The organism is Streptomyces triticirhizae, from assembly GCF_003696235.1.
Lineage (GTDB): Bacteria > Actinomycetota > Actinomycetes > Streptomycetales > Streptomycetaceae > Streptomyces > Streptomyces triticirhizae.
Window position 1 is genome coordinate 1 of sequence record NZ_RFFJ01000089.1, and the last position, 23,944, is coordinate 23,944.

General features: G+C 74.6%; 21 protein-coding genes and 1 pseudogene. 6 read left to right on the plus strand and 16 right to left on the minus strand.

From position 1 onward, the window contains the following. The 4 genes from EBN88_RS16595 to rimP all read right to left on the minus strand — a co-directional run. Nucleotides 1-381, minus strand: a 381-nt coding sequence (locus EBN88_RS16595) for a translation initiation factor IF-2 N-terminal domain-containing protein (RefSeq protein WP_199742389.1), incomplete at its 3' end; no start/stop codon positions are given. 154 nt (nucleotides 382-535) lie between these two features. Next, the gene (locus EBN88_RS16600) at nucleotides 536-814 is read right to left on the minus strand and encodes a YlxR family protein (protein ID WP_122184668.1); all 279 of its coding nucleotides are present in this window, start codon (nucleotides 812-814) and stop codon (nucleotides 536-538) included. 129 nt (nucleotides 815-943) lie between these two features. Further along, nucleotides 944-1,945 (minus strand): transcription termination factor NusA, encoded by a 1,002-nt coding sequence (gene nusA / locus EBN88_RS16605; RefSeq protein WP_122184669.1) that lies wholly within the window; start codon nucleotides 1,943-1,945, stop codon nucleotides 944-946. Between the two features lie 3 nt (nucleotides 1,946-1,948). Beyond that, nucleotides 1,949-2,470 carry a ribosome maturation factor RimP gene (rimP, locus tag EBN88_RS16610; RefSeq protein WP_122184670.1) on the minus strand — a complete coding sequence of 174 codons (522 nt, stop codon included), beginning with the start codon at nucleotides 2,468-2,470 and terminating at the stop codon, nucleotides 1,949-1,951. A 249-nt stretch (nucleotides 2,471-2,719) separates the two neighbouring features. Between rimP and EBN88_RS16615 the strand changes: the two genes are divergently transcribed. The 3 genes from EBN88_RS16615 to EBN88_RS16625 are packed head-to-tail and all read left to right on the plus strand — an operon-like array spanning nucleotide 2,720 to nucleotide 4,615. After that, on the plus strand, nucleotides 2,720-3,223 hold the full coding sequence (locus tag EBN88_RS16615) for a hypothetical protein (RefSeq protein ID WP_233580731.1): 504 nt from the start codon (nucleotides 2,720-2,722) through the stop codon (nucleotides 3,221-3,223). Further along, entirely contained in the window at nucleotides 3,220-3,693 is a 474-nt protein-coding gene (locus EBN88_RS16620) for a ferritin-like domain-containing protein (RefSeq protein ID WP_122184672.1), read from the plus strand. Before EBN88_RS16615 ends, EBN88_RS16620 begins: the two co-directional genes overlap by 4 nt. A 4-nt stretch (nucleotides 3,694-3,697) precedes the next feature. Beyond that, entirely contained in the window at nucleotides 3,698-4,615 is a 918-nt protein-coding gene (locus EBN88_RS16625) for an aminoglycoside phosphotransferase family protein (RefSeq protein WP_122184673.1), read from the plus strand. A 61-nt stretch (nucleotides 4,616-4,676) separates the two neighbouring features. On the opposite strand, the gene EBN88_RS16630 is transcribed toward EBN88_RS16625, so the two are convergent. The 6 genes from EBN88_RS16630 to EBN88_RS16655 all read right to left on the minus strand — a co-directional run bounded on the left by EBN88_RS16630 (nucleotide 4,677) and on the right by EBN88_RS16655 (nucleotide 12,334). After that, a complete protein-coding gene (locus tag EBN88_RS16630) occupies nucleotides 4,677-5,267 on the minus strand; it encodes a GNAT family N-acetyltransferase (protein WP_122184674.1) in 591 nt (196 codons plus the stop codon). 82 nt (nucleotides 5,268-5,349) lie between these two features. Then, nucleotides 5,350-6,210, minus strand: a complete 861-nt coding sequence (locus tag EBN88_RS16635; RefSeq protein ID WP_122184675.1) for a GNAT family N-acetyltransferase — start codon at nucleotides 6,208-6,210, stop codon at nucleotides 5,350-5,352. Between the two features lie 125 nt (nucleotides 6,211-6,335). Further along, nucleotides 6,336-7,490 carry a flavodoxin-dependent (E)-4-hydroxy-3-methylbut-2-enyl-diphosphate synthase gene (gene ispG / locus EBN88_RS16640; RefSeq protein ID WP_122184676.1) on the minus strand — a complete coding sequence of 385 codons (1,155 nt, stop codon included), beginning with the start codon at nucleotides 7,488-7,490 and terminating at the stop codon, nucleotides 6,336-6,338. 74 nt (nucleotides 7,491-7,564) lie between these two features. Further along, a complete protein-coding gene (locus EBN88_RS16645; RefSeq protein WP_122184677.1) occupies nucleotides 7,565-8,869 on the minus strand; it encodes a M50 family metallopeptidase in 1,305 nt (434 codons plus the stop codon). After that, on the minus strand, nucleotides 8,866-10,143 hold the full coding sequence (gene dxr / locus EBN88_RS16650; RefSeq protein WP_122184678.1) for a 1-deoxy-D-xylulose-5-phosphate reductoisomerase: 1,278 nt from the start codon (nucleotides 10,141-10,143) through the stop codon (nucleotides 8,866-8,868). The genes EBN88_RS16645 and dxr overlap by 4 nt, the downstream gene beginning before the upstream one ends. A 250-nt stretch (nucleotides 10,144-10,393) precedes the next feature. After that, complete coding sequence (locus tag EBN88_RS16655) at nucleotides 10,394-12,334, minus strand: acyl-CoA dehydrogenase family protein (RefSeq protein WP_122184679.1); 1,941 nt, start codon at nucleotides 12,332-12,334, stop codon at nucleotides 10,394-10,396. Between the two features lie 352 nt (nucleotides 12,335-12,686). On the opposite strand from EBN88_RS16655, the gene EBN88_RS16660 reads away from it, so the two are divergent. Then, complete coding sequence (locus EBN88_RS16660) at nucleotides 12,687-13,724, plus strand: LacI family DNA-binding transcriptional regulator (protein WP_122184680.1); 1,038 nt, start codon at nucleotides 12,687-12,689, stop codon at nucleotides 13,722-13,724. Nucleotides 13,725-13,760: 36 nt separating this feature from the next. Here EBN88_RS16660 and EBN88_RS16665 read toward each other — a convergent pair whose 3' ends face one another. The 4 genes and pseudogenes from EBN88_RS16665 to EBN88_RS31935 all read right to left on the minus strand — a co-directional run bounded on the left by EBN88_RS16665 (nucleotide 13,761) and on the right by EBN88_RS31935 (nucleotide 16,909). Continuing rightward, complete coding sequence (locus tag EBN88_RS16665; protein ID WP_122184681.1) at nucleotides 13,761-14,492, minus strand: GH12 family glycosyl hydrolase domain-containing protein; 732 nt, start codon at nucleotides 14,490-14,492, stop codon at nucleotides 13,761-13,763. A 13-nt stretch (nucleotides 14,493-14,505) separates the two neighbouring features. Further along, nucleotides 14,506-16,503 carry a beta-galactosidase gene (locus tag EBN88_RS16670; protein ID WP_122184682.1) on the minus strand — a complete coding sequence of 666 codons (1,998 nt, stop codon included), beginning with the start codon at nucleotides 16,501-16,503 and terminating at the stop codon, nucleotides 14,506-14,508. 38 nt (nucleotides 16,504-16,541) lie between these two features. Then, nucleotides 16,542-16,706 (minus strand): annotated as a pseudogene (locus tag EBN88_RS16675) (carbohydrate ABC transporter permease); the annotation flags it as partial. Nucleotides 16,707-16,714: 8 nt separating this feature from the next. Beyond that, complete coding sequence (locus EBN88_RS31935; RefSeq protein WP_122184683.1) at nucleotides 16,715-16,909, minus strand: hypothetical protein; 195 nt, start codon at nucleotides 16,907-16,909, stop codon at nucleotides 16,715-16,717. A 306-nt stretch (nucleotides 16,910-17,215) separates the two neighbouring features. Here EBN88_RS31935 and EBN88_RS16685 point away from each other — a divergent pair, with 306 nt between their 5' ends. Continuing rightward, a complete protein-coding gene (locus tag EBN88_RS16685; RefSeq protein ID WP_122184684.1) occupies nucleotides 17,216-20,071 on the plus strand; it encodes a glycoside hydrolase family 3 C-terminal domain-containing protein in 2,856 nt (951 codons plus the stop codon). A 29-nt stretch (nucleotides 20,072-20,100) separates the two neighbouring features. Beyond that, nucleotides 20,101-21,168, plus strand: a complete 1,068-nt coding sequence (locus EBN88_RS16690; protein ID WP_122184685.1) for a TRM11 family SAM-dependent methyltransferase — start codon at nucleotides 20,101-20,103, stop codon at nucleotides 21,166-21,168. A gap of 31 nt (nucleotides 21,169-21,199) precedes the next feature. Here the strand turns inward: EBN88_RS16690 and EBN88_RS16695 are convergent, their stop codons facing one another. After that, nucleotides 21,200-22,654: an aldehyde dehydrogenase family protein gene (locus EBN88_RS16695; protein ID WP_122184686.1), complete on the minus strand. Its 1,455-nt coding sequence runs from the start codon at nucleotides 22,652-22,654 to the stop codon at nucleotides 21,200-21,202. Nucleotides 22,655-22,886: 232 nt separating this feature from the next. Next, nucleotides 22,887-23,944, minus strand: a 1,058-nt coding sequence (locus EBN88_RS16700; protein ID WP_199742390.1) for a PucR family transcriptional regulator, incomplete at its 5' end; no start/stop codon positions are given.

Sequence of the window (23,944 nt, forward strand, 5' to 3'; positions counted from 1 at the left end):
CTCGGGGGTGGCCGGGGCGCTCGGCGCCTCCGGCTGCGGGCTCGGCGCGGCCGGGCCCGGCTTGGGGCCGGGACGGGGACCACCCGGCCTGGGGGTGGCACCCGCCGGCTTGGGGGTGCTGGGCCTGGGGGCCGTGGCGCCCGGCTTCGGGGCGCCCGGCTTGGGGGCACCCGGCCTGGCGGCCGGCGCACCCGGCTTGGCGGACTTGCGGCCTGCGCCGTTGCCCGCACTCAGTGCGTCAGTCAGTTTGCGTACAACCGGCGCCTCGATCGTCGAGGACGCCGAACGGACGAACTCACCCAGCTCCTGGAGTTTGGCCATGACGACCTTGCTCTCAACTCCAAGCTCCTTGGCGAGCTCGTATACCCGGACCTTAGCCACTTCGCTCCTTATACGGTCCGGGGGTCGGTCGTCCGCCGGACCTTCGCTACTTCACGGGCGTACTCATCGCGTACTCATCGAGTGCTCATCGCAATCTCGACCTACTTCCAACTCGCGAGGTACCTACCGTGCGGACCTTTTCCGCACGACGTTCTTACGGTGCCGCCTGGCCGACAGCCGCACGCAGCCGTCCGACATCGAGCGGTCCCTGGACCCGGAAGGCCCGGGGGAACGCCCGGCGGCGAACCGCCTGCTCAAGACAGGCCGGCGTGGGATGCAGATACGCACCCCGACCGGGCAGCGTACCGCGAAGATCGGGGACACAACCACCCTCGATCACCACCACACGCAGCAGCCCGTCCCGGGAGAGACGCTGCCGGCACCCGACACAGGTGCGCTCAGGGCAGGCTGGTGCATGGCTCCGGCCAGACACGTTGATTCTACCTCCCCTTGCTCCGGCCCCACGAACGGGCCGGGCCCCACGATCCCTCAACACCGCCGGCCGGCCCGGTCTTCCCGGACCGGTCGGCGGAACACGTTCGCCGCTCCCCCGGTCGGCCGGTCAGCCGGCGCCCTCGCCCGGCTCGGTGTCCGGGCGGATGTCGATCCGCCAGCCGGTCAGCCGCGCGGCGAGCCGGGCGTTCTGCCCCTCCTTGCCGATGGCCAGGGAGAGTTGGTAGTCCGGCACGGTGACCCGGGCCGACCTGGCCGCCTCGTCCACCACGTCGACCCGGTTGACCCGGGCCGGGGAGAGCGCGTTGGCGACCAGCTGGGCCGGGTCGTCCGACCAGTCCACGATGTCGATCTTCTCGCCGTGCAGCTCGGCCATCACGGCGCGCACCCGGCCGCCCATCGGGCCGATGCAGGCGCCCTTGGCGTTGAGCCCCGAGCGCAGCGAACGGACCGCGATCTTGGTGCGGTGGCCGGCCTCCCTGGCGATGGCCGCGATCTCGACGGAGCCGTCCGCGATCTCGGGGACCTCCAGCTCGAAGAGCTTGCGCACCAGGTTCGGGTGGGTGCGGGAGAGCGTGACCGAGGGGCCACGGGCGCCCTTGACGACCCGCACCACATAGCAGCGCAGCCGCGCGCCGTGGCTGTAGTCCTCGCCCGGCACCTGCTCCTGGGGCGGCAGGATCGCCTCCAGCCTGCCGATGTCGACCAGCACGCTCTTGGGGTCCCGGCCCTGCTGGACCACGCCGGCGACGACGTCGCCCTCGCGGCCCGCGTACTCGCCGAAGGTGACGTCCTCCTCGGCGTCCCGCAGCCGTTGCAGGATGACCTGCTTGGCGGTGGTCGCGGCGATCCGGCCGAAGCCCTGCGGGGTGTCGTCGAACTCCTTGGGCTCGGCGTCCGGGTCCGCCTCGTCGAGGTCCTCGGGGTCCTCCCTGGCCCAGACCGTCACATGGCCGGTCTTCCGGTCCAGCACCACCCGGGCCGAGCGGCTGCTGCCCTCGGTGCGGTGGTAGGCGATCAGCAGCGCCGACTCGATCGCCTCGACCAGCAGGTCGAAGGAGATCTCCTTCTCCCGGACCAGCCCTCTCAGGGCACTCATGTCGATGTCCACGGCCTACGCCTCCTTCAGGCTCTCGTCGCCGGACGGGGCGGCGGCACGGCCGGCCCCACGGTTGAACTCCAGCTCCACCCGCGCCCTGGCGATCTCGGCGAAGGCGAACCGGCGGGGCGTGGGCTTGCGGCCCTTCTCCCCCGGCACCTCGACGTCGATGCCCTCCTCGTCGACCCCGACGAGCCGGGCGACGACGTCCGCGCCCTGGTGCGGGCGCAGCCACAGCAGCCGGCCCACGGAGCGGCGGTAGTGCCGGTGCTCGGTGAGGGGGCGCTCGGCGCCCGGCGAGGTGACCTCAAGAACGTAGGGGGCGCCGCCCATGACGTCGCGCGCGTCCAGCGCCTCGGAGACCTGGCGGCTCAGCTCCGCGCAGGCGTCGAGACCCACGCCGTCGTCCGTGTCCACCACGACCTGGAGGACCCGGCGCCGTCCAGCGGTGGTGATCTTCACTTCCTCAAGGTCCATCGCGTGCTCGGCGGCCAGCGGCTGGACCAACTCCCGCAGCCTGTCGATCTGGGTGCTCATCCGGGTGACTCCTCGGCCGCGTCTGCTGTTGTGGGACGGCGCTTGGTTGCTGTCTCGTGCAGGCAGCCTATCGTCTGCCGAGTGGTTCGCCGACCGTCGTGGCCTGGGCACTGGCACGCCGGGGGGCGGGGTGGCACCGGGTTGGCGTGGCCGCACGGGTACCCTCACGGGGCGGTGATCTTCCCGGCCGACCGGGAAGCGCCGGCCCGCCCCAACGACGTGCTCCGAGACGGAAACTGCGGGGAAACCATGCCGATCGGCCTGCCCAGACGTACCTTTTTGTCCGGTGGTCTCTCCGGTGTTCTCTCCGGCGTTGTCGTCACCGGTCTCGCCGCCCCGCTGGTCGGCTGCACGGCCGACGCGAGCGTCAGGCCCGACGGGCCGTCGGCGGTGAGCGTGCAGGGGCTGCGGCGCAGGACCGCCCGGGACAGCGCGGCGCTGGTGGCCAGGTACGAGGCGACCGAGCGGGCGCATCCGGAGCTGGCGGAGCCGCTGGCGCCGTTCCGCGAGGTGGCGCTCGCGCATCTGCGGGCGCTCAGCGACGGCGGCGCGAGCGCGCCGGCGCGGCGGGACGTGGAGGTGCCGGGCGAGCCGGCCGAGGCGGTGGGCGCGCTGATCGAGGCGGAGCGGCGCACCTCCGAGGGGCGGCTGGCGGGCCTGGCCGACGCGCCGCCCGAACTGGCCCGGCTGCTGGCCTCGTTGGCGGCGGCGGGGGCGGCGCAGGCGCAGCTGCTCGAGGAGGTGCGCGCATGAGGCGCGAGGAGGCTGAGGCGCCGGCGCTTGAGGCGACGCAGGCGGCGTTGGCCGCCGAGCACGCGGCGGTCTACGGCTACGGTGTGGTCGGCGCGCGGCTGGACCGCGAGGACCGCGGCGCCTGGGCGCGGGAGGCGTATGACGCGCACCGCGCGCGGCGGGACGCGCTCCAGGTGACGGTGCGGGAGTTGGGCGCGAGCCCGGTGGCCTCGGCGGCCGGGTACGAGCTGCCGTTCCGGGTGGCGGACGAGGCCGGGGCGGCGCGGCTGGCGGGCGAGTTGGAGAGCCGGCTGGCCGGCGCCTACGCCGACCTGGTGCTGGCGGCCGAGGGCGAGGCGCGGGCCGACGCGGCGCGGGCGCTGCGGGACGCGGCGGTGCGGGCCGCGCGGTGGCGGGGGCGGGTGACGGCGTTCCCGGGGCTGGCGGAGTACGGCGAGGAGACCGAGGGGGAAACCCAGGGGGGAGGCTGAGGGCATGGAGTCGCTGCGGGATCTGACGCCGCCTCGACGGCTGGCGGCGGCGCTGCCGGCGTCGGGGGCGGGCTGGCTGGCCGGGCTGCCGGAGCTGGCCGAGCGGGTGGCGGAACGTTTCGGGCTGTCGGTGGAGCGGCTGGTGGAGCCCGGCGGGCGGTCCAGCGTGGCGCTGCTGGTGCGGCGCGCGGACGGCACGCGGGCGACGCTGAAGCTGGTGGCGCCCGGGGCGCCGGGCGAACCGGCGCCGGCCGAGCTGGAGTTGGCGGCGCTGCGCCGCTGGGACGGCCTGGGCGCGGTGCGGGTGCTGGACGCGGCGCCCAGGGACGGGGCGCTGCTGTTGGAGCGGCTGCACGGGGAGACCTCGCTGCGCTCGCTGCCGGACGCCAAGGCGACGCTGGAGGCGCTGTCCACGCTGCGCCGGCTGTGGGTGGCGCCGGGCGAGGGGCATCCGTTCCCCTCGGTGGCCGAGCGGACCGGGTACGCGCTGGGCGCGCTGCGGGCCGCGGCCGATGGTGAGGCGGGGCCGCTGGTGGAGCGGGCCCTGGAGCTGCGGGACGAGCTGCTGGCCGGGCCGCCCGAGGAGGTGCTGCTGCACGGCGACTTCCGGCAGGGCGCGGTGTTGGCCTCGGACGGTCAGCGGGCGCCGTGGCTGGCCGTCGGCCCCGAACCGGCCGTGGGCGAGCGGGCGTTCGACCTGGCGCGGCTGGTGCGGGACCGGCTGCACGACCTGATGGCCTCGCCGGGCGCGCCGGCCATCGCCAGGCGGCGGGTCTCCCGGCTGTCCGGCACGGTGGAGGCCGATCCGGACCGGGTGCGGGGCTGGGCGCTCTACCGGGGCGTGGCCTCCGGGGTGCGGCAGCTGGCGGCGGGGCGCAGGGCGGACGGCGAGGCGCTGCTGGAGTTCGCCAGCTGGCTGTGAACGGTGAACGGGCCGGCGCGGGACGGTGAACGGGCGGCGCGGTGAGCGGGCCCGCGCCGGTTCAGGGGCGCGGCAGCGGCAGCGGAGCGCCCATCACGGCGTAGGGGCGGGGCGCGGCGGGGAAGACGACGCGGCGGGCCAGGTCCCGGTAGCCGAGCCTGCGGTAGAGGGCGCGGGCCGGCGACTCGGTGTCGATGGCGGAGAGGATGGAACGGGCCTCGCCGGCCTGGTCGGTGAGGCCGGTGATCAACCGCCTTCCTATGCCGCGCTGTTGGCACTCGGGCAGCACGTGCAGCTCGGTGATCGTGAAGGAGTCGTCCAGCCAGTCCTCGTTGCCGGTGGCCCGCAGATAGGGCTCGACCACGGATGACCACCACTGGGTGCGGTCGTTGGGCATCCCGTAGACGAAGCCGACCAGCCGCCCGGTGGAGCGCACCGTCGCGCCCATCGCGCTCGCCCCCGGGGTGGCGAGGTGGCGCAGCACGATGTGGTGGCGGACGTTCATCTCGTCCTGGCTGAGTCCGAACGCCTCGGCCTGGATGGCCAGCGCCTCGTCCACCCGGGCCGCGAGGTCGAGCGGGCCGATGACCACGTCGTGGGCCGCACCGCCGAGGGAACCGGGGGAAGCGGGGGAACCCGGGGAAGGTGTCATGCCGGGAGGCTAACGCGCCGGGCGGGCCGCGTCGCGCCCGGGGGAACGGTGGGGCGGCGGGGCGGCTCTCCGGGCGCGGGTGTCAGAACAGGACGCTCATCAGGGCGCCGGTCTCGGTGAAGCCGAGGCGGCGGTAGACGGCGAGCGCGGGGGCGTTGAAGTCGTTGGCGTAGAGGCTGACCAGCGGGGCGCTCTCGGCCAGCGCGTGGCGCAGCACCGTGGCCAGGCCCCGGGTCGCCAGGCCCTCGCCCCTGCGGTCGGGCGCGGTCCACACGCCCTGGAGCTGGCAGGCCTGCGGGGTGACCGCGCCGATCTCGGCCTTGAAGACCACCCGGCCGTCCTCCACCCGGGCGAAGCAGCGGCCGGCGCCCACGATCTCGGCGACCCTGGCCTGGTAGGTCAGGCCGCCGTCGTCGGCCTCCAGCGGGGAGACGCCGACCTCCTCGGTGAACATGTCCACGGCCGCCGGGAGCACCAGCGGCATCTCGTCCCTGCGCATCCTGCGCACGCACGGGTCGGGGGTGACCCCGGCCGGGACGGAGCGGGTCACCAGCAGCGGCTGGCGGCGGCGGATCTCCCGCGCCGGGCCCCAGTGCGGCTCCAGCAGGCTCCACAGCCGGGCGGTGGGCTCGGCCGGGCCGACGATGGAGGAGCAGCGGCGGCCCTGGTCGCGGGCGCGGGCGGCGAAGGCGGCCACGGCCTCGGCGTCGTCGCTGGCCCTGGTCCGGATCGGCACCAGGTTGGCGCCCGCGTAGCAGAGGGCGGTGAGCGCGCCGCCTCGGAAGTGGCCCCACATCTCGCCGCCCAGGTACGGCGGTTCGAGGCGGGAGTCGAGGACCCGGGCGGTGACGAAGGCGTTGGCCACCGGGTCCTCGTTGAGCACGGCGAGCACGGCGCCTAGCTCCTCGGGTCCGAGGACCCGGACGGATGGGGTGGCAAGCACGGGGACGGCCTCGCGGTCGCGGCGGACGTGGGTGGACCTGGTCGGAGCGGTGGTGAACGGCGGGGTGGACGTTGGGTGCCCGCACTGTACCCCGGCGCCCGGGGCGCCGGGGTGGGAACGCCGCCTCAGCCGACGGTGACCTGGGGCTCGCCCGAGGGCTCGCCGTCCTGCTCCATCCGTTCGGCGATCTTCATCGCCTCCTCGATGAGGGTCTCCACGATCTTGGACTCGGGCACGGTCTTGATGACCTCGCCCTTGACGAAGATCTGGCCCTTGCCGTTGCCGGAGGCGACCCCGAGGTCGGCCTCGCGCGCCTCGCCCGGGCCGTTGACGACGCAGCCCATCACGGCGACCCGCAGCGGGACGTCCATGCCGGTCAGCCCGGCGGTGACCTCCTCGGCCAGGGTGTACACGTCCACCTGGGCCCGGCCGCAGGACGGGCAGGAGACGATCTCCAGGCCGCGCTGGCGGAGGTTGAGTGACTCCAGGATCTGGATGCCGACCTTGACCTCCTCGACCGGCGGCGCGGAGAGCGAGACGCGGATGGTGTCGCCGATGCCCTCGCTGAGCAGCGCCCCGAAGGCGACGGCCGACTTGATGGTGCCCTGGAACGCGGGCCCGGCCTCGGTGACGCCCAGGTGCAGCGGGTAGTCGCACTGGGCGGCGAGCTGGCGGTAGGCGTTGACCATCACGACCGGGTCGTTGTGCTTGACCGAGATCTTGATGTCGCGGAAGCCGTGCTCCTCGAAGAGCGAGCACTCCCAGAGGGCGGACTCCACCAGCGCCTCGGGCGTCGCCTTGCCGTACTTGGCGAGCAGCCGCTTGTCGAGGGAGCCGGCGTTGACCCCGATGCGGATCGGGGTGCCGGTCTCGCTCGCGGCCTTGGCGATCTCCTTGACCTTGTCGTCGAACTGCTTGATGTTGCCCGGGTTGACGCGGACGGCCGCGCAGCCGGCGTCGATCGCGGCGAAGACATACTTTGGCTGGAAGTGGATGTCGGCGATCACCGGGATCTGCGACTTCCTGGCGATCACCGGCAGCGCCTCGGCGTCGTCCTGGGTCGGCACGGCGACCCGGACGATCTGGCAGCCGGATGCGGTCAGTTCGGCGATCTGCTGAAGGGTGGCGCCGATGTCCGAGGTGCGGGTGGTGGTCATCGACTGCACCGAGACCGGGGCTTCACCGCCGACCGGCACGGAGCCGACGTTGATCTGCCGGCTGACCCGGCGCTCGGCGAGCCTGGTCGGTACGGAGGGCATTCCCAGCGAGATGGCTGTCATGGATTCCTGCGTCCCCACGGTGGTCTAAGGGCCCGGACTCGGGCGACATCCCGGCCCGAAGAGCCTACGACACCTCACCCGGCGAGCCGTACGGGGCTGACGATATCCGCCGCCAGCACCAGCAGGGTGAAGCAGATGAACACGCCCGCCACCACGTAGGCCAGCGGCATCAGCCGGGCCACGTCGAAGGGCCCGGGGTCGGGCCTGCGGGTGAGTCTGGCGGTGTTCCTGCGGAGCGACTCCCACAGGGCGCCGGCGATGTGGCCGCCGTCGAGCGGGAGCAGCGGCAGCATGTTGAACAGGAAGAGCGAGAGGTTGAACCCGGCCACCAGGAAGAGGGCGGTGGCCAGCTGCTGGCTGGCCGGAATGTCCAGGGTGAAGATCTCGCCGCCGACCCGTGCCGCGCCCACGACGCCCATCGGGCCGTCCTGGTCGCGCTCCTCCTCGCCGGTGATGGAGTGCCACAGGTTGGGGATCTTGGACGGCAGGTTGAGCATGGCGTCGACGCCGGTGCTCATGATCTCGCCCATCCGGTCCACGGCCTGCGGGAAGTCCTGCCGGACGATGCCGCTGGCCGGCGAGAAGCCGAGGAAGCCGGCGGTGATGAACTCGCCCTCGACGAGGCCGCCGTTGCCGTCGGTCCTGCCGACCTGGTTCTCGATGAGGTTGGCCTCCAGGTCCATCCGCTCGCCGTCGCGCAGCACGGTGATGGTGGCCGGGCCGACGGTGTCGCGGATGCGCTGCTGGAGCGGGCCCCACTCGTCGACGGGCTCGCCGTTGAACGCGACGATCTCGTCGCCGGCGCGCAGCCCGGCCTCGGCGGCGGGCGCCGGGGTGTCGCCGGCGCGGCAGTCGCGGGGCTCCTCGCTCTGGGCGATCACGCACTCGGAGACGGTGGCGACGGTGGTGGTCTGGGTGTTGATGCCGAAGCCCATCAGCACGCCGAGGAAGATCACCACGGCGAGGATCAGGTTCATCGCGGGGCCGGCGAACATGACGATCACGCGCTTCCACGGCTTGCGCGTGTAGAAGAGCCGCTTCTCGTCGCCCGGCCGCAGCTCCTCGAAGGCGGCGGCCCTGGCGTCCTCGATCATGCCCCGGAACGGGGAGGTGGAGCGCTTGCGGATGGCGCCGTCCTCGCCGGGCGGGAACATGCCGATCATGCGGATGTAGCCGCCCAGCGGCACCGCCTTCACGCCGTACTCGGTCTCGCCGCGCTGCCGGGAGAAGATCGTCGGCCCGAAGCCGACCATGAACTGCGGCACCCGGACGCCGAACATCCGGGCGGTCGAGAAGTGGCCGAACTCGTGCCAGGCGATGGAGAACAGCAGCCCGAAGACGAACACGAGTATGCCGAGGACGAACATCAGGGCGGTCATGACGTCATCTCCTGGGTCGTGGAGCCGCCCGGGTGGCTCCCGACCAGCTCGCGGGCGCGCCGCCGCGCCTCGCGTTCCGCTTCGAGGACGTCCGAGAGGGTCAGGGAGGTTCCCGCACCGCCGTGGCCCAGCTCGTCCACCACCCGCGCCACGGTGTCCACGATGCCGAGGAACGGCAGCCGGCCGGCGAGGAAGGCGTCCACGCACTCCTCGTTGGCCGCGTTGAACACCGCGGGAGCGGTACCGCCGAGGCTACCGACCCGGCACGCGAGCGGCACCGAGGGGAAGGCATCGGTGTCCAGGGGCAGGAACTCCCAGGTGTGGGCGGTGGTCCAGTCGCAGTTCGCGGCGGCGCCCCGGACCCGCTCCGGCCAGCCGAGCGCCAGCGCGATCGGCAGCCGCATGTCCGGGGGGCTGGCCTGGACGAGCGTGGAGCCGTCCACGAACTCCACCATCGAGTGAACGTAGGACTGGGGGTGGACGACGACCTCGATCCGGTCGAACGGGACGCCGTAGAGGAGGTGGGCCTCGATCACCTCCAGGCCCTTGTTGACGAGGGTCGCCGAGTTGACGGTGATCACCGGGCCCATCTGCCAGGTGGGGTGGGCCAGCGCGTCCTCGGGGGTGACCTCGGCCAGCTGGGCGCGGGTCCGGCCCCGGAACGGGCCGCCGCTCGCGGTGACGACCAGGCGGTTCACCTCGGCGCGTGAGCCGCCGAGCAGCGCCTGGAAGAGCGCGGAGTGCTCGGAGTCGACGGGGATGATCTGCCCGGGCTTGGCCAGCGCGGTCACCAGCGGGCCGCCGACGATCAGCGACTCCTTGTTGGCCAGGGCCAGCACGCGGCCGGCGGACAGCGCGGCCAGCGTGGGGGCCAGGCCGATGGAGCCGGTGATGCCGTTGAGCACGGTGTGGCAGGGCCGGGAGGCCAACTCGGCGGCGGCGTCCGGGCCGGCGAGCACCTCGGGCAGCGCGGCCCCGACGCCGTACTGGGCGCGGAGCGCCTGGCGGAGCGGGTCGGCGGCCTCGGGCCTGGCGACGGCGACGGCGGCGACCCGCAGCCGGTGGGCCTGGCCGGCGAGGAGTTCGAGGCGGTCCCCGCCGGCGGAGAGCCCGGTGACGCGGAAGAGGCCCGGGTTGCGCAGCACCACGTCGATGGCCTGGGTGCCGACGGAACCGGTGGAGCCGAGGATCACCACCTCGCGTGGCCCCTCGGGAGGCGGCTGGGCCGGGTACCTCAGGTGCGGGTCGGCGAGACAAACGGGGCTCTCGGTCATCTGCCCATTGTCCCCACACCGACCCGCCGCCCGCTGCCGGGTCGGCGAAGTGGGCCGGGGCCGGAACGGGCGCCTGGCGCCGGCGCGTTGGCCGCCTCCTCAGGCGCGGGGACATGGGCCGGGGCCACGCCCCCGGGACGGCGGCCAGCCACCCGCCCGGGTCCGGGCCCATGTGACGGGCGCGGCGCGGTGAGCGCCGCCACCGGCCGATGCCGGCGGCCGGTGGGGGTGGCTCAGCGGGGCGGCCGGTTCACCGGCCGCCCGGGTCGCGGGGGACGGGGCGGTGGAGGTTGGGGCGGGTGGCGGGGCCAGGCGTGTCCTCGGCGATCCACGGCCCGGGGGTCGAGACGTCCGGGATGCCGGCCTCCAGCCAGCGGTGCCGGCCCTCGGCGACGGCGGCGGCGAGCCGGCCGTCCACGCCGTCCGTGTTGTGCCACAGGCGCGGGAACAGCTCCTCGATCCGCAGGTGGGCCTGGCGGCAGAACGCGTCGGCCAGCTCGTACGCCTCGGCGCCGCTCTCCCCCCGGGCGCGCAGCCGTTCGGCGTGGACGCAGGCGGCGGTGATGGCGAAGATCTCGGCGCCGATGTCGACCACCCGGCCGAGGAAGCCCTGCTTGCGCTCCAGGCGGGCCTGCCAGCGGCTCATCCCGTAGAAGACGGAGCGGGCCAGCCGGCGCGCGGTGCGCTCGGCGTAGCGCAGGTGGTGCGAGAGGTCGGGCAGCCCCGAGACGCGGAAGTCGCCGTAGGCCAGGGGCAGTTGGCCCCGCCCTGCGGCCAGGCTCGGCAGCCAGCGGGCGTAGAAGCCGCCGGCGGCGACGGCGGCCCTGCGCTTGCGTGTGTGGTTGGCGTCGGGCGCGACCAGGTCGCCGGCGACCTTCAGGTGGGCGTCCACGGCCTCCCTGGCGATGAGCAGCCGCATGATCTCGCTCGACCCCTCGAAGATCCGGTTGATCCTCAGGTCGCGCAGGAGTTGCTCGGCGGGGACGCCGCGCTCGCCCCTGGCGGCGAGCGAGTCGGCGGTCTCGAAGCCCCGGCCGCCCCGGATCTGGACCAGCTCGTCGGCGATCCGCCAGGCCATCTCGCTGCCGTAGAGCTTGGCGACGGCGGCCTCGATGCGGATGTCGTTGCGCTCCTCGTCGGCCAGCTCGCTGGACAGCTCCACCATGGCCTCCAGCGCGAAGGTGGTGGCGGCGATGAAGGCGAGCTTGCCGCCGATCGCCTCGTGCTGGGCGATGGGGCGGCCCCACTGGACGCGTTCGGCGGACCAGGCGCGGGCGACGGCCAGGCTCCACTTGCCGGCGCCCACACACATCGCTGGCAGCGAGAGCCGGCCGGTGTTGAGCGTGGTCAGGGCGATCCTGAGGCCCTGTCCCTCCTCGCCGATCCGCTGGGCTGCGGGCACCCGCACCCGGTGGAGGCGGGTGACGCCGTTCTCGATGCCGCGCAGGCCCATGAAGGCGTTGCGGGCCTCGACGGTGATGCCGGGCGAGTCGGCCTCGACGACGAAGGCGGAGATGCCGCCGGGGTGGCCGGGGACTTCGGGGACGCGGGCCATCACGACCAGGAGTTCGGCGATGGGGCCGTTGGTGGTCCACAGCTTGACGCCGTCCAGCAGGTAGTCGTCGCCGTCGGGGGTCGCGGTGGCGCCGAGCCGGGCGGGGTCGGAGCCGACGTCGGGCTCGGTGAGCAGGAAGGCGGATATGGCGCCGGCGGCGCAGCGCGGGAGGTAGGCGCGGCGCTGCTCCTCGGTGCCGAAGAGGGTCAGCGGCTGGGGGACGCCGATCGACTGGTGGGCGGAGAGCAGCGCGCCGACGGCCGGGCTGGCCGTGCCCACCAGGGCGAGGGCGCGGCTGTAGGCGAGGTGGGACAGGCCCAGGCCGCCGTACTCGGGGGCGACGCGCATCCCGAAGGCGCCCAGCTCGCGCAGCCCGTTGATCACCTCGTCGGGGACGCGGGCCTCGCGTTCGATGGCGGCGGGGTCGATGCGTTCGGCGGCGAACGCGGCGAGCCGGGCGAGGAAGCGTTCCTCCTCGGCCGTGCCGCCGGCGTCGGCCTCGGGCCTGGGGTGGATCAGGTCGAGGCGGAGCCGACCGAGGAACAGCTCCTTGGCGAAGCTGGGCCTGGCCCACTCGCGCTCGCGGGCCGCCTCGGCGACCCGGCGGGCCTCTTCTTCGCTGGTCAACTCGGTCACCTCACCGTCGAGAGAGGGAACGCGCCCGGTAGGCGTCGCGCGGGGCCGGGCCGGACACCGGCCAGGGCCCTTCGGCGGTCGCGGGCTACTGGTGCGTATGTACCCGTTGCGCGGGAGATCGCACCCCCTTGTCCGGCCTTTTCGGGCGCCCGTACCGGCCTGCCGGGCCCGGGAGTTGAAGCGCTTCAACGAGGTGTCTGGACACCCTCATCCGGGTGGGTCTAAGGTCAACGGGCATCGCGCGCGGTGTGTTCCCGCCGACCAGTCGAAGCGCTTCACGTGGGCGGCCGTGGAACGGCGCGGCCGCCGGCGGGCCGCCTACCGTGTACCGGGAGAGAACGGGAGAGTTTCTATGGTCACCCTCGCCGAGGTCGCCCGGCACGCGGGCGTCTCCGCCAGCACCGTGAGCTATGTCCTCAGCGGCAAGCGGACCATCTCGGCGCCGACCAGGGAGCGGGTGGAGCGCAGCATCAGGGAGCTGGGCTACCACCCCAACGCGGGGGCGCGGGCGCTGGCCAGCAGCAGGTCCAACATCATCGCGCTGATGATGCCGCTGCGGACCGACATGTATCTGCCGGTGATGATGGAGATCGCCATCGCGGTGGCGACCACGGCCAGGGAGCACGCGCACGACGTGCTGCTGCTGACCGGGCAGGAGGGCCCGGAGGCGGCGCGGCGGGTGGTGGGCAGCGGGCTGGCCGACGCGATGATCCTGATGGACGTGGAACTGGAGGACCAGCGGCTGCCGTTGGTGCGGGTGACGCCACGGCCCGCCGTGCTGATCGGGCTGCCCTCGGACACCACGGGGCTGACCTGCGTGGACCTGGACTTCGCTGCCACCGGGCGGCTGTGCGTTGACCACCTGGCGAAGCTGGGGCACCGGGACATCGCGGTGGTGGGCGAGGCGGCGGCCGTCTACGAGCGGCGCACCGGCTTCGCCGAGCGGACGGTGCGCGGGGTGCGGGAACGCGCCGACGAGTTGGGGATGCGGATGCTGCACCGGCCCTGCGACGGCTCCTACGAGTCGGTGGCCGGGACCCTGGCGCGGATCTTCGACGAGCGGCCCGAGACCACCGGGATCGTGGTGCAGAACGAGGCGGCGATCGAGCCGCTGTTGGGCCTGCTGCGGCAGCAGGGGCGGGCGGTGCCCGAGGACATCTCGGTGGTCGCGGTCTGCCCCGAGCAGGTGGCGGCCGGCACCTCGGTGGCGCTGACCTCGGTGGCGATACCGGCGCAGGAGATGGGGCGGCTGGCCGTCGAGCTGGTGATGGCCAGGGCCAGGGCGTCGGCCGAGGGCGGCGACCCCTCGTCGGTGCCGCCGCGCATCGAGCTGCTGCCGCCGGCGCTGACGGTGCGCGCCAGCACGGGGCCGGCGCCGGCCGCTCGCTGAGCGGCGCGGGCCGGCCCCCGGTGCCACGGCGGTGCCTCAGCCGTGGTTGACGCTGAACTCGTTGGTCTCGAAGGTGAGTCCGCCGGCCGACGAGGTGATCTCGTAGCCGAACTGGACGTCGCCGATGACCTCGTCCTGGCTCATCCAGCCGCGCTCGGTGATCCAGTCCAGGATCGGCAGGATGTCGACCTGGCCCGAGGTGGTGTCGCCCTGGCGCAGGAACGAGTAGACGTTGTTGCTGCCGTTGCTGCCCTGGTAGACGTCCCAGCTGTGGCCGCCGACCGTGGCCTCGCCGACCGGGGTGCCGAGCGGGCCGACCGGGCCCGTCCAGTTCATCCAGAGCATGATCTCGTGGTCGTAGTTCTCGTCCCACACGTCGTAGGCGGTGTTGTAGGCGCCGGAGTCGGGGACGGAGACGTCGAAGGTGCTGGTCAGCGTGGAGATGTCGGCGATGGACTCGCCGACGATCCACTTGGCGTTGGGGTAGGACTTGATGCCGCCGGTGTTGGGGTGGTCGGCGGTGACGCTCCAGCGGGAGCCTGAGTCGGCCTCGACGCACTGGCTGCCGGCGCCGGAGCCCCAGATGTTGTTGTAGACGATGTAGCCGTCCGGGTCGGTCCAGTTGCCCCACTGGTCGCAGGACTCGAAGACGGCGGCGTTGGCGGTGCCGGCGCCCAGGCCGACCACGCAGGTCAGCGCGACGGCGGGGGCGAGCAGCAGGGTGCGGACGCTGCGGCCTCGGTGGTTGCGGAGTTTCGGGTGCTTCATGGGTGCGGCTCCTTCATTCGGTGGGGGTGAGCACGGCGGCGCCGCGCCCGGCGAGGGTGACCTCGCGCGGGTGGGCCCGCCCGGTGAGCAGGTCGGTGCGGGGGGACGGGAGGGGAACGGTGACCGGCTCGGTGGTGTGGTTGAGCAGGAAGAGCGCGGGGCCCCGGCGGACGGCCTCGACGCCCTCGGGCAGGCCCGGCAGGGCGGGCGCCACGCCGGCGGCCTCGGCCGCGCGGGCCAACAGCTCGGCCAGCGCCTCGGGTTGGGGCAGCGTCGACAGGTACCAGGCGGTGCCGGCGCCCCGGCGGGCGCGGGTGACGGCGGGGCGGCCGGCCAGCTCGCCCTCGGCGTAGCGGAGCAGCGGCTCGGCGTCGGCCACCTCGATGTCCTCGCTCCACAGCTCGGCCGAGGTGCCGTCGTCGAGGGCGAGGGTGGCGCCGGCCGGCAGCGGCCACCACTCGTGGACGATCGAGAGGCCCAGCAGGGCGCGGAGTTCGGGCGCGAGGCCGCCGGGGCGCACCCGGTCGTCGGCGTCGGTGACGCCGGTGGAGAAGCCGCAGACCAGGGTGCCGCCGCCGTGGACGAAGTCGACCAGGTGGGCCAGCGCGGTGTCGCCGAGCAGCGGCAGATGGGGCGCGACGACCATCCGGTAGCCGCCGAGGTCGGCCTCGGGGTGGGCCAGGTCGCAGGTCAGGTTGCGCCGCCACAGCGCGTGGTGCCAGCCGGCGAGCAGCCGCCGGTAGTCCACCAACGCGGAGGGCCGGCCGGGCTGTTGGCTGGCCCACCAGGCCGACCAGTCGTGGAGGACGGCGATCCGCGCGTCGCGCACCGGCTCGCCGACCAGGCCGGAGAGGCGTTCCAGGTCGGCGCCCAGCTCCCGCACCCGGGCGAAGCCCCGGGAGGCGGGGCCGGCGTGCGGGAGCATCGCCGAGTGGTACTTCTCGCTGCCCTGGCGGGAGGCGCGCCACTGGAAGAAGCAGACCCCGTCCGAGCCCCTGGCCACGGCCTGGAGCGACCACTGGCGCAGCACGCCGGGCGGCTTGGGCGCGTTGACGGCGCGGAAGTTGACGGCGGAGGCGGCCTGTTCCATCAGCAGCCAGGGGCCGCGCGCCTGGGAGCGGGTGAGGTCGGCGACCAGCGCGCCGTGGGCCGGGCCCTCCGGGTCGCGCCAGTCGACGGCCGGGTCGGGGTAGCAGTCGACGGAGACCACGTCCTGCTCGGCGGCCCAGCGCCAGCCGTCGAGGCCGGCGAAGAGCGGCATCTGGTTGGTGGTCACCGGGACCTCGGGGCTGTGCGCGGCGACGATGTCGCGTTCGGCCACGAAGCACTCCAGCAGCGCGTCGCTGGTGAAGCGGCGGAAGTCCAGCGCCTGGGTGGGGTTGACCAGGTACTGGGCGCGGCGCGGCGGGATGATCTCGTCCCAGGCGTCGTAGCGCTGGCTCCAGAACGCGGTGCCCCAGGCGGCGTTGAGCGCGTCGAGGTCGCCGTAGCGGGCGCGCAGCCAGCGGCGGAAGTGGGCGGCGGTCTCGTCGCACCAACAGGCGGTGCCGTACTCGTTGTTGATGTGCCACAGCCGCAGCGCCTCGTGGTCGCCGTAGCGGCGGGCCAGATCGGTGGTGATCCGGGCGGCGTGCGCCCGGTAGACCGGCGAGGAGGCGCAGAACTGGTTGCGCGAGCCGTACCAGACGACCGTGCCGTTCTCGTCGCGCGGCAGGGTCTCGGGGTGGCGGGCGCCGAGCCAGGGCGGCGGGGAGGCGGTCGGGGTCGCCAGGCAGACCCCGATGCCGGCCTCCCCCAGACCGTCGAGCACCCGGTCCAGCCAGCCGAAGTCCCGTGCGCCCGGCCGGGGTTCGAGGGTGGCCCAGGAGAAGACGCCGACGGTGACGACGTTGACCCCGGCCTCGCGCATCAGCCGGATGTCCTCGCGCCACACGGACTCCGGCCACTGCTCGGGGTTGTAGTCGCCCCCGAAGAGCAGCCGGCCTCGGGTGGCACTGGGCAGCGCTGGCATGGGAACTCGCTCTCCTCGGTACGGGTTGACCAGGGCCATCAGCCCTTGACGGCGCCGATCAACATGCCCTTCTTGAAGTGGCGTTGGACGAACGGGGAGAGCACGGCGACCGGCAGCAGGGCCAACACCATCACGGCGGTCTGCACCGCCAGGCTGGGGATCTGCCCGGTGCCGATCACCTGGGCCATGCCGGCGGGGCGTTCGCCCTCGATCACGAGTCGGAGGCGCGGTAGGTCGGCAGGATGCTCTCCAGCTCGTTCTCCGCGACCGTGCCCTCCGCGCCGCCCCCGCCGCCGTCCGAGGAGCAGGCGCTGAGCAACGGAACGCCGCCGGCCGTCGCCGCCGCGGCCACCGCCGTCGAGGCGAGGAATCGTCTCCTGCTGGGTGCGGAGGGGGAGTTCGACATGCGGAAACCCTTCAGAGGCTCGGCGGCTTCGGCGACCCGCTGTCCTGCGCTGGTCGAAGCGCTTCGATGTTGGGCAGAGGTTAAGACCCGCCAGCGGGGCGCACAACCCCCGCTTCAGAGAAAATGTGGAACCGCTCCCCCGGTCCAGACCTGAGGAAACAAGGGGGCCAACCGCGCGCTTCCGCACGGGGCTTGACAGGGCGCGGCCGGGAAACCGAGCATCGAAGCGCTTCGAATTCGAGGCGCGCGACGGGGCCGCCCAGCCGAGCCGCCGCGCGCCGCCGCCGTCTCCCTAAGGACACCCCTGTGACTGCCGAGCCGCCGCCGTTCCGGGACCCCTCGCTGACCGTGGAGCGGCGGGTGGCCGACCTGCTCGGCCGGCTGACGCTGCCCGAACGGGTCGCACTGCTGCACCAGTTCGCGCCGGCCGTCGAACGGCTCGGGCTCGCCGCGTTCCGCACCGGTCAGGAGGCGCTGCACGGGGTGGCGTGGATGGGGGGCGCCACCGTCTTCCCGCAGGCCGTGGGGCTGGGCGCGACCTGGAACGCGGAGCTGGTGCGGGCGGTGGGCGAGGCGGTGGGCCGCGAGGTGCGGGCGATGCGCGCCAGGGACCCGCGCGTCGGCCTCAACGTCTGGTCCCCCACGGTCAACCTGCTGCGCCACCCGCTGTGGGGCCGCAACGAGGAGGGCTACGCCGAGGACCCGCTGCTCACCGCGAGCCTGGCCGCCGCCTACACCCGGGGCCTGGCCGGCGACCACCCCGTCCACCGGCGCACCGCGCCCGTGCTCAAGCACTGGCTGGCGCACAACCACGAGGTGGACCGCGACACCGCCAGCACCTCGCTGCGGGCCAGGGTGCTGCGCGAGTACGAGCTGCCCGCGTTCGTCGGCCCGGTGCGGGCCGGCGCCGTCGCCGGGGTGATGCCGGCGTACAACCTGGTCAACGGGCGGCCCAACCACCTCTCTCCGCTGCTGGCCGGCCTGCGCCGGCACGCGCCCGAGCCGCTGGTGGTCTGCTCGGACGCCGGCGCGCCCAGCAACATCGCCGGCTCCCAGGGGTACCTCCCGGACCACGCGGCCGGGTTGGCGGCCGCGCTGCGCGCCGGCGTGGACAGCTTCACCGACCACGGCGAGGACTCCGCGCCCACCGTGGCCCGGCTGACCGAGGCGCTGGAGCGCGGGCTGATCGACGAGGCGGACATCGACCGCGCGGCCGCGCGGCTGCTGGCGATGCGGTTCCGGCTGGGCGAGTTCGACCCGGACGCCGACCCGTTCGCCGCCGAGGGCGCCGGGGACGCCGCGCATGACACCGCCGAGCACCGGCAGTTGGCGGTGCGGGCGGCCGAACAGGCGGTGGTGCTGCTGCGCAACGACGGGCTGCTGCCGCTGGCGCAGGGGCGCTCGGTCGCGGTGCTGGGCCCGTTGGCCGACGAGGTCAAGCTGGACTGGTACAGCGGCACGCTGCTGCACCGGGTCAGCCCGCTCGACGGCCTGCGCGCCCACCCGGGCGTCGGCCCCGTGCGCTGGCACGACGGCGCCGACCTGGTGCGGCTGCGGGCCGACGACGGCTGGGTGACGGTGCCGGAGGCGGCCGGGGAAGGCCCGGCCGAACGCGACGCCGGCGCGCTGGACCCGGCGCTGCTCGCCGGCCGCACCGACCTGCCGCCGCTGACCGTCGGGCCCGAGGAGACGGCCACCGAGCTGCGGCTCCTCGACTGGGGCGGCGGGGCTTTGACGTTCTCCGCGCCCGACGGGCGGTATCTGTCGGTCGCCGACGACGGCCTGGTGCGCGCCTCGGCGGAGCAGCCGGGCGGCTGGGTGGTGCGGGAGGTCTTCACGCTGGAGCAGCACGGCGAAGGTCACCTCCTGGTCCATCGGGCGAGCGGTCGCCCGGTGGTGGTCGCCGCCGAGGGCCTGAAGGTTGCCGCGCCCGGCGAGGACGGCACCGAACTCCTCGTCGAGACGCTGCGCACCGGCGTCGATGCGGTCGCCGAGGCGGCGGCCGGCGCGGACGTCGCGGTGCTGGTGCTGGGCAACGACCCGCACATCAACGGCCGGGAGACCGAGGACCGCGCCACCCTGGAGCTGCCGCCGGCCCAGGACGCGCTCTGGCGCGCGGCCCACGCGGCCAACCCGAACACCGTGCTGGCGCTGGTCTCCTCCTACCCCTACGCCGTCGTCGACGCGGACGCCGCGCTGCCGGCGCTGCTGTGGACCGCGCACGGCGGGCAGGCCGCCGGCACCGCGCTGGCCCGGGTGCTCACCGGCGACGTCTCGCCGGCCGGCCGGCTCCCCCAGACCTGGTACGCGCGCGACGCCGACCTGCCGGACATCCGCGACCACGACCTGATCACGGCCCGCTCCACCTACCTCTACTTCGACGGCGAGCCGCTCTACCCGTTCGGGCACGGCCTGTCCTACACCCGCTTCGAGCACTCCGGGCTGACCGTGGCCGAGGAGGACGGGACGCTGGTCGCCCGGGTCACCGTGGCCAACGTCGGGGACCGCGCCGGCGACGAGGTGGTGCAGCTCTACGCCTCCGCCGTCGACCCCGAGGTCCCGCGCCCGCACCGCTGGCTGGTGGCCCACCGGCGGATCGCGTGCGGGCCGGGCGAGCGGGTGGAGGTCACCCTGCGGGCCCCTGCGAGCGAGGCGCTGGGGCACTGGGACGTGGCGCGTTCCCGGTGGACGGTGGCGCCCGGCGCCTACCGGTTCGAGGTCGGGGCGTCCAGCCGCGACATCCGCTGCCGTGCCGACTGGCGGGTCGCCGGCGAGCCGGCCGGGCCCCGGCCGGTGCGCGAACGGGGCCTGGTGGCCGCCGACTTCGACGAGGCGGCCGGCGCCGAGCTGGTCGACCTGACGCAGGTCGCCGGCGACGCGGTGACGCCCAAGGACTCCGGCATCGCCGAACTCGGCTATCTGGCCTGCGACCTGGGCGAGGGCGTGACGCGGGTGACGGTGGTGGCCGCCGCGACCGGCGCCGGCGGGCGGGTGGCCGTGGCGCTGGGCGAGGTGGCGGCGGGCGCGGAGGTGCCGGCCGGCGGCGACCGGTACGCCTACCGGCCGCTGACCCTCGCGCTGCCCGAGCCGGTGGGCGGGGTGCGCACGCTGCGGCTGACGGTGCGCGGGCCGGTGCGGGTGGACCGGCTGGAGTTCGGCTGACCCTCGCCCGGCGGATAGAGTGCGCGGCGATGGATGCCACGCACGACTACGCCTTTCTGCTGCTCCCCTCGCACAACCGGGTTTACGCCCAGGAGTCGGCGCGCCTCGCCCGCGCCGAGCTGCTGGTGCTGAACGAGACGGTGCTCGGCGGGCGGATCGAGGAGATCGAGGAGCGCACGCTGGGCGGCGTGCGCTACCTCACCTTCCGCGCGCCCCGACTGGGCGGGGACGACCTCGCCCAGCTCGCCAACCTCTCCGGGCTCTACGCCCTCTTCGAGCGGACCGGCGAGACGCTGACCCCGCTGCCCGTGGAGCGGCTGGACGCGTTCCCCGACGACCTGATCACCATCCAGAAGTACGTCGGCAAGACCAACGAGGACTTCACCAAGCTGCTGCTCAACGTGACGGCGTTCTCCTGCGCCCGGCCCGAGCGGCTGCTGACGCGGCGGCTGCGGGTCCTCGACCCGCTGGCCGGGCGGGGCACCACCCTCAACCAGGCGGTGATGTACGGCCTCGACGCGGCGGGCGTGGAGCGCGACACCAGGAGCTTCGACGCCTACCAGAACTTCTTCCGGCAGTGGCTGAGGAACAGCCGGATCAAGCACCGCGCCGACCTCGGCCCGGTGCGGCGCCACCACCGCACCATCGGGCGGCGGCTGGCCGTCACGCTCGGCGTGGACAAGGAGCGCTACCGCGCGGGCGAGACCATCGACGTGACCGCCGTCAACGCGGACACCACGGCCGCCGGCGACTTCTTCCCGGCCGGCTCGTTCGACCTGATCGTGACGGACGCGCCCTACGGCGTGCAGCACGGCAGCCGGTCGCGGGACGCCGGCGGGCCGACGCGCAGCCGCAGCCCGCTGCCGCTGCTGGCCGAGGCGCTGCCGGTCTGGCACCGGCTGCTGCGCCCGGGCGGGGCGATCGGGATCTCCTGGAACACCCTGGTGGCCCGCCGCGCCGAGCTGACCGCGCTGCTGACCGAAGCGGGCCTCGACGTGCGGGAGTCGGAGCCCTATCTGGGCTTCGCCCACCGCGTGGACCAGGCGATCACCCGCGACCTGGTGGTGGCCGTCAGGCCGACGGCCACCGGGGACTGAGCGGGGCTGGGCGGGGACTGGGCGCGCCCGGTTACAGCTCAAGCCCCGTGAGCACCATCACCCGCTCGTAGGTGTAGTCCTCCATCGCGAAGCGGACGCCCTCCCGCCCGACGCCGGACTGCTTGACCCCGCCGTAGGGCATCTGGTCGGCGCGGTAGGACGGCACGTCGCCGATGACCACGCCGCCGACCTCCAGCGCCCGGTGGGCGCGGAAGGCGGCCTGGAGGTCGTGGGTGAAGACGCCGGCCTGGAGGCCGAACGTCGAGTCGTTGGCGGCGGCGAACGCGGCGGCCTCGTCGGGCACGCTGGTCACCGACAGCACCGGGCCGAAGACCTCGTCGCAGGAGATCCTCGCGTCGGCCGGGACGTCGGCCAGCACGGTCGGCGCGTAGCTGGCGCCCTTCCGGGTGCCGCCGGTCAGCACCCGGGCGCCGCCGGCGACCGCCTGGGCCACCCAGTCCTCGACCCGCCGCGCCGCGTCCTCGCTGACCAGCGGGCCGACGTCGGTCGCCGGGTCCGAGGGGTCGCCGGTGACGAGCGCCTCCACGGCGGCGACCAGCCGGGGCACCAGCCGGTCGTGCACGGAGGCGTCGACGATCACCCGCTGCACCGCGATGCAGGACTGCCCCGCCTGGTAGTTGGAGAACGTGGCGATCCGCTCGGCCGCCCAGTCCAGGTCGGCGTCGGCCGCGTAGTCGCAGAGCACCACGGCCGCGCCGTTGCCGCCCAGCTCCAGGGTGACCCGCTTGCGCGGCACGGCGTCCCTGATGGACCAGCCGACCGGCACCGAGCCGGTGAACGAGATGATCGGCAGCCGCTCGTCCGAAACCAGCGCCGGCATCGCGTCGTTGGGCACCGGCAGCACGCTGAACGCGCCGGCCGGCAGCTCCGTCTCGGCCAGCACCTCGCCCAGCACCAGCGCGGAGAGCGGGGTGGCGGGCGCCGGCTTGAGCACGATGGGCGCGCCGGCGGCCAGCGCGGGGGCGACCTTGTGGGCGCACAGGTTGAGCGGGAAGTTGAACGGCGCGATGCCCAGCACCGGGCCGTAGGGCACGCGGCGGGTCAGCGCCAGCCGGCCGGTGCCGCCGGCGTCGGCGTCGAGCCGCTGGGCGGTGCCGCCGTTGAACCGCCGCGCCTCGTCGGCCGCCCAGCGGAAGACCGAGAGGCAGCGCGCCACCTCGACCTTCGCCCACTTCAGCGGCTTGCCGTTCTCGGCGGAGATCAGCTCGGCCAGCTCGTCGGCGCGCTCGGCGAGCCGGGCGCGCGCCAAGTCCAGGGCGGCGGCCCTGACATGGGCGGGGCTCGCGGCGAACTCCGGCGCGACCCGCGCCGCCGCCGCCACCGCCTCCTCGGTCTGCGCGGCCGTGGGCACCGAGACGGTGCCGACCGTGCGACCGTCCCAGGGCGAGGTGACCTCCAGGGTGTCCTCGCCGCGCACCGCGCGGCCGGCGAGCCAGAACGGCTGGGGGGAGGTGGCTTGCGTCATCGCGGTCCGCCCTTCCGGGTGTTGGGGATGGTTTGGTCGGACTCCCAGCGTGCGGGCGCGCCCCGGCGGGCCGCTCGCCCTCCCCACCGTAGGGGGTTCGGGCGGCCCGGCCTCTTGTCCGGTTCGTAGCGGCGCGGCGGGCCGACGCGCCCTTTCGTCGTAACGCCCGCCGCGCGGCGGGCGTGAACGGGGGCGCGAACGGGACCGGTTGCCGGCCGGTGGCGGCGCGCGCTCAGGCGCGCGCGCCCGGCGGGGTCGCCAGGCCGCTGGCCTTGAGCGCCAGCCACAACTCCATCCGCAGGTCAGGGTCGTCCAGCGAGCGGTCCAGGATCTCCTCGACGCGCCGCATCCGGTACCGCAGCGTGTGCCGGTGCACCCCCAGGTCGGCGGCCGCCGCGTCCCACTGGCCGTGCCGGGAGAGCCAGGCCCGCAGCGAGGCCAGCAGGTCGCCCCGCCCCGAGCGGTCGTGCTCGCGCAGCGAACGCAGCATCCCGTCGGCGAACGCCCGCACCGCCTCGTCCCCGAGCAGCGGCAGCAGCGAACCCGTCGCCATGTCGTCGTGTTCCACCCACGCCCTGCCCCGCCGCCTGGCCACCAACAGCGCCTCCCTGGCCTGCTGGTAGGCGAGCGAGGCGTGGGCCAGCCCGGTCGGCGCCGAAAGACCGAGCACCAGGCCATCGCCCGCCGACTCGGCGTGCTTGGCGCAGGCGGCCTGCGTTCCCCCGCCGTCCGCCAGCAGCAGCACCAGGCCGTCGCCGTCGGGCGCGGCCAGCACCGACTCACCGGCCCTGGCCGCCGCGCCCTCCACGAGCTGGCCGAAAGCCGCCAGCCGTTCCGGGTCGTCGCCCTCGGCGGCCAACACCCGCAGCGGGGCGTCCAACAGGCCGCCGTAGAGCTGGCCGGCGACCGCCCGCGCGTGGTCCGGCTCGCCGCTGAGCAGCATCCGCAGCACCGCGCCGCCCAGCCGGGACTCGGCCCGCTGGTAGGCGACCGAACGCTCGGTGACCAGGGTGAGCAGTGCGACGGCGGCCTGCACGGCGTAGCGGCCCGAGGTGCCGAGCGGGGCCTCCGTTCCGATGGCCAGCACGGCGCGGCCGCGCGTTCCCGTGCCGACCAGCTGGAGTTCGACCCGGTCAGCGTCGCCGGACTCGCCGCCCGGCGCGGCGCACACGGTGCTGGCCGGCGCCGGGCGGTCGCCGAGCCGGCGGACCTCGTCGGCCAGCAGCCCGGCCCGCCGCGCGGCCCAGCCGGGCGCGACCGCCGTCACCGCGCCCGACCGGTCGTAGAGCG

What these genes read in the sequence shown, in the direction of transcription:
- rimP (WP_122184670.1), bottom strand. Translation starts at nt 2,470, where the DNA reads ATGAGCACCCAGATCGACAGGCTGCGGGAGTTGGTCCAGCCGCTGGCC.
- EBN88_RS16615 (WP_233580731.1), top strand. Translation starts at nt 2,720, where the DNA reads ATGCCGATCGGCCTGCCCAGACGTACCTTTTTGTCCGGTGGTCTCTCC.
- EBN88_RS16620 (WP_122184672.1), top strand. Translation starts at nt 3,220, where the DNA reads ATGAGGCGCGAGGAGGCTGAGGCGCCGGCGCTTGAGGCGACGCAGGCG.
- EBN88_RS16625 (WP_122184673.1), top strand. Translation starts at nt 3,698, where the DNA reads ATGGAGTCGCTGCGGGATCTGACGCCGCCTCGACGGCTGGCGGCGGCG.
- EBN88_RS16630 (WP_122184674.1), bottom strand. Translation starts at nt 5,267, where the DNA reads ATGACACCTTCCCCGGGTTCCCCCGCTTCCCCCGGTTCCCTCGGCGGT.
- ispG (WP_122184676.1), bottom strand. Translation starts at nt 7,490, where the DNA reads ATGACAGCCATCTCGCTGGGAATGCCCTCCGTACCGACCAGGCTCGCC.
- EBN88_RS16645 (WP_122184677.1), bottom strand. Translation starts at nt 8,869, where the DNA reads ATGACCGCCCTGATGTTCGTCCTCGGCATACTCGTGTTCGTCTTCGGG.
- dxr (WP_122184678.1), bottom strand. Translation starts at nt 10,143, where the DNA reads ATGACCGAGAGCCCCGTTTGTCTCGCCGACCCGCACCTGAGGTACCCG.
- EBN88_RS16660 (WP_122184680.1), top strand. Translation starts at nt 12,687, where the DNA reads ATGGTCACCCTCGCCGAGGTCGCCCGGCACGCGGGCGTCTCCGCCAGC.
- EBN88_RS16665 (WP_122184681.1), bottom strand. Translation starts at nt 14,492, where the DNA reads ATGAAGCACCCGAAACTCCGCAACCACCGAGGCCGCAGCGTCCGCACC.
- EBN88_RS16670 (WP_122184682.1), bottom strand. Translation starts at nt 16,503, where the DNA reads ATGCCAGCGCTGCCCAGTGCCACCCGAGGCCGGCTGCTCTTCGGGGGC.
- EBN88_RS31935 (WP_122184683.1), bottom strand. Translation starts at nt 16,909, where the DNA reads ATGTCGAACTCCCCCTCCGCACCCAGCAGGAGACGATTCCTCGCCTCG.
- EBN88_RS16690 (WP_122184685.1), top strand. Translation starts at nt 20,101, where the DNA reads ATGGATGCCACGCACGACTACGCCTTTCTGCTGCTCCCCTCGCACAAC.
- EBN88_RS16695 (WP_122184686.1), bottom strand. Translation starts at nt 22,654, where the DNA reads ATGACGCAAGCCACCTCCCCCCAGCCGTTCTGGCTCGCCGGCCGCGCG.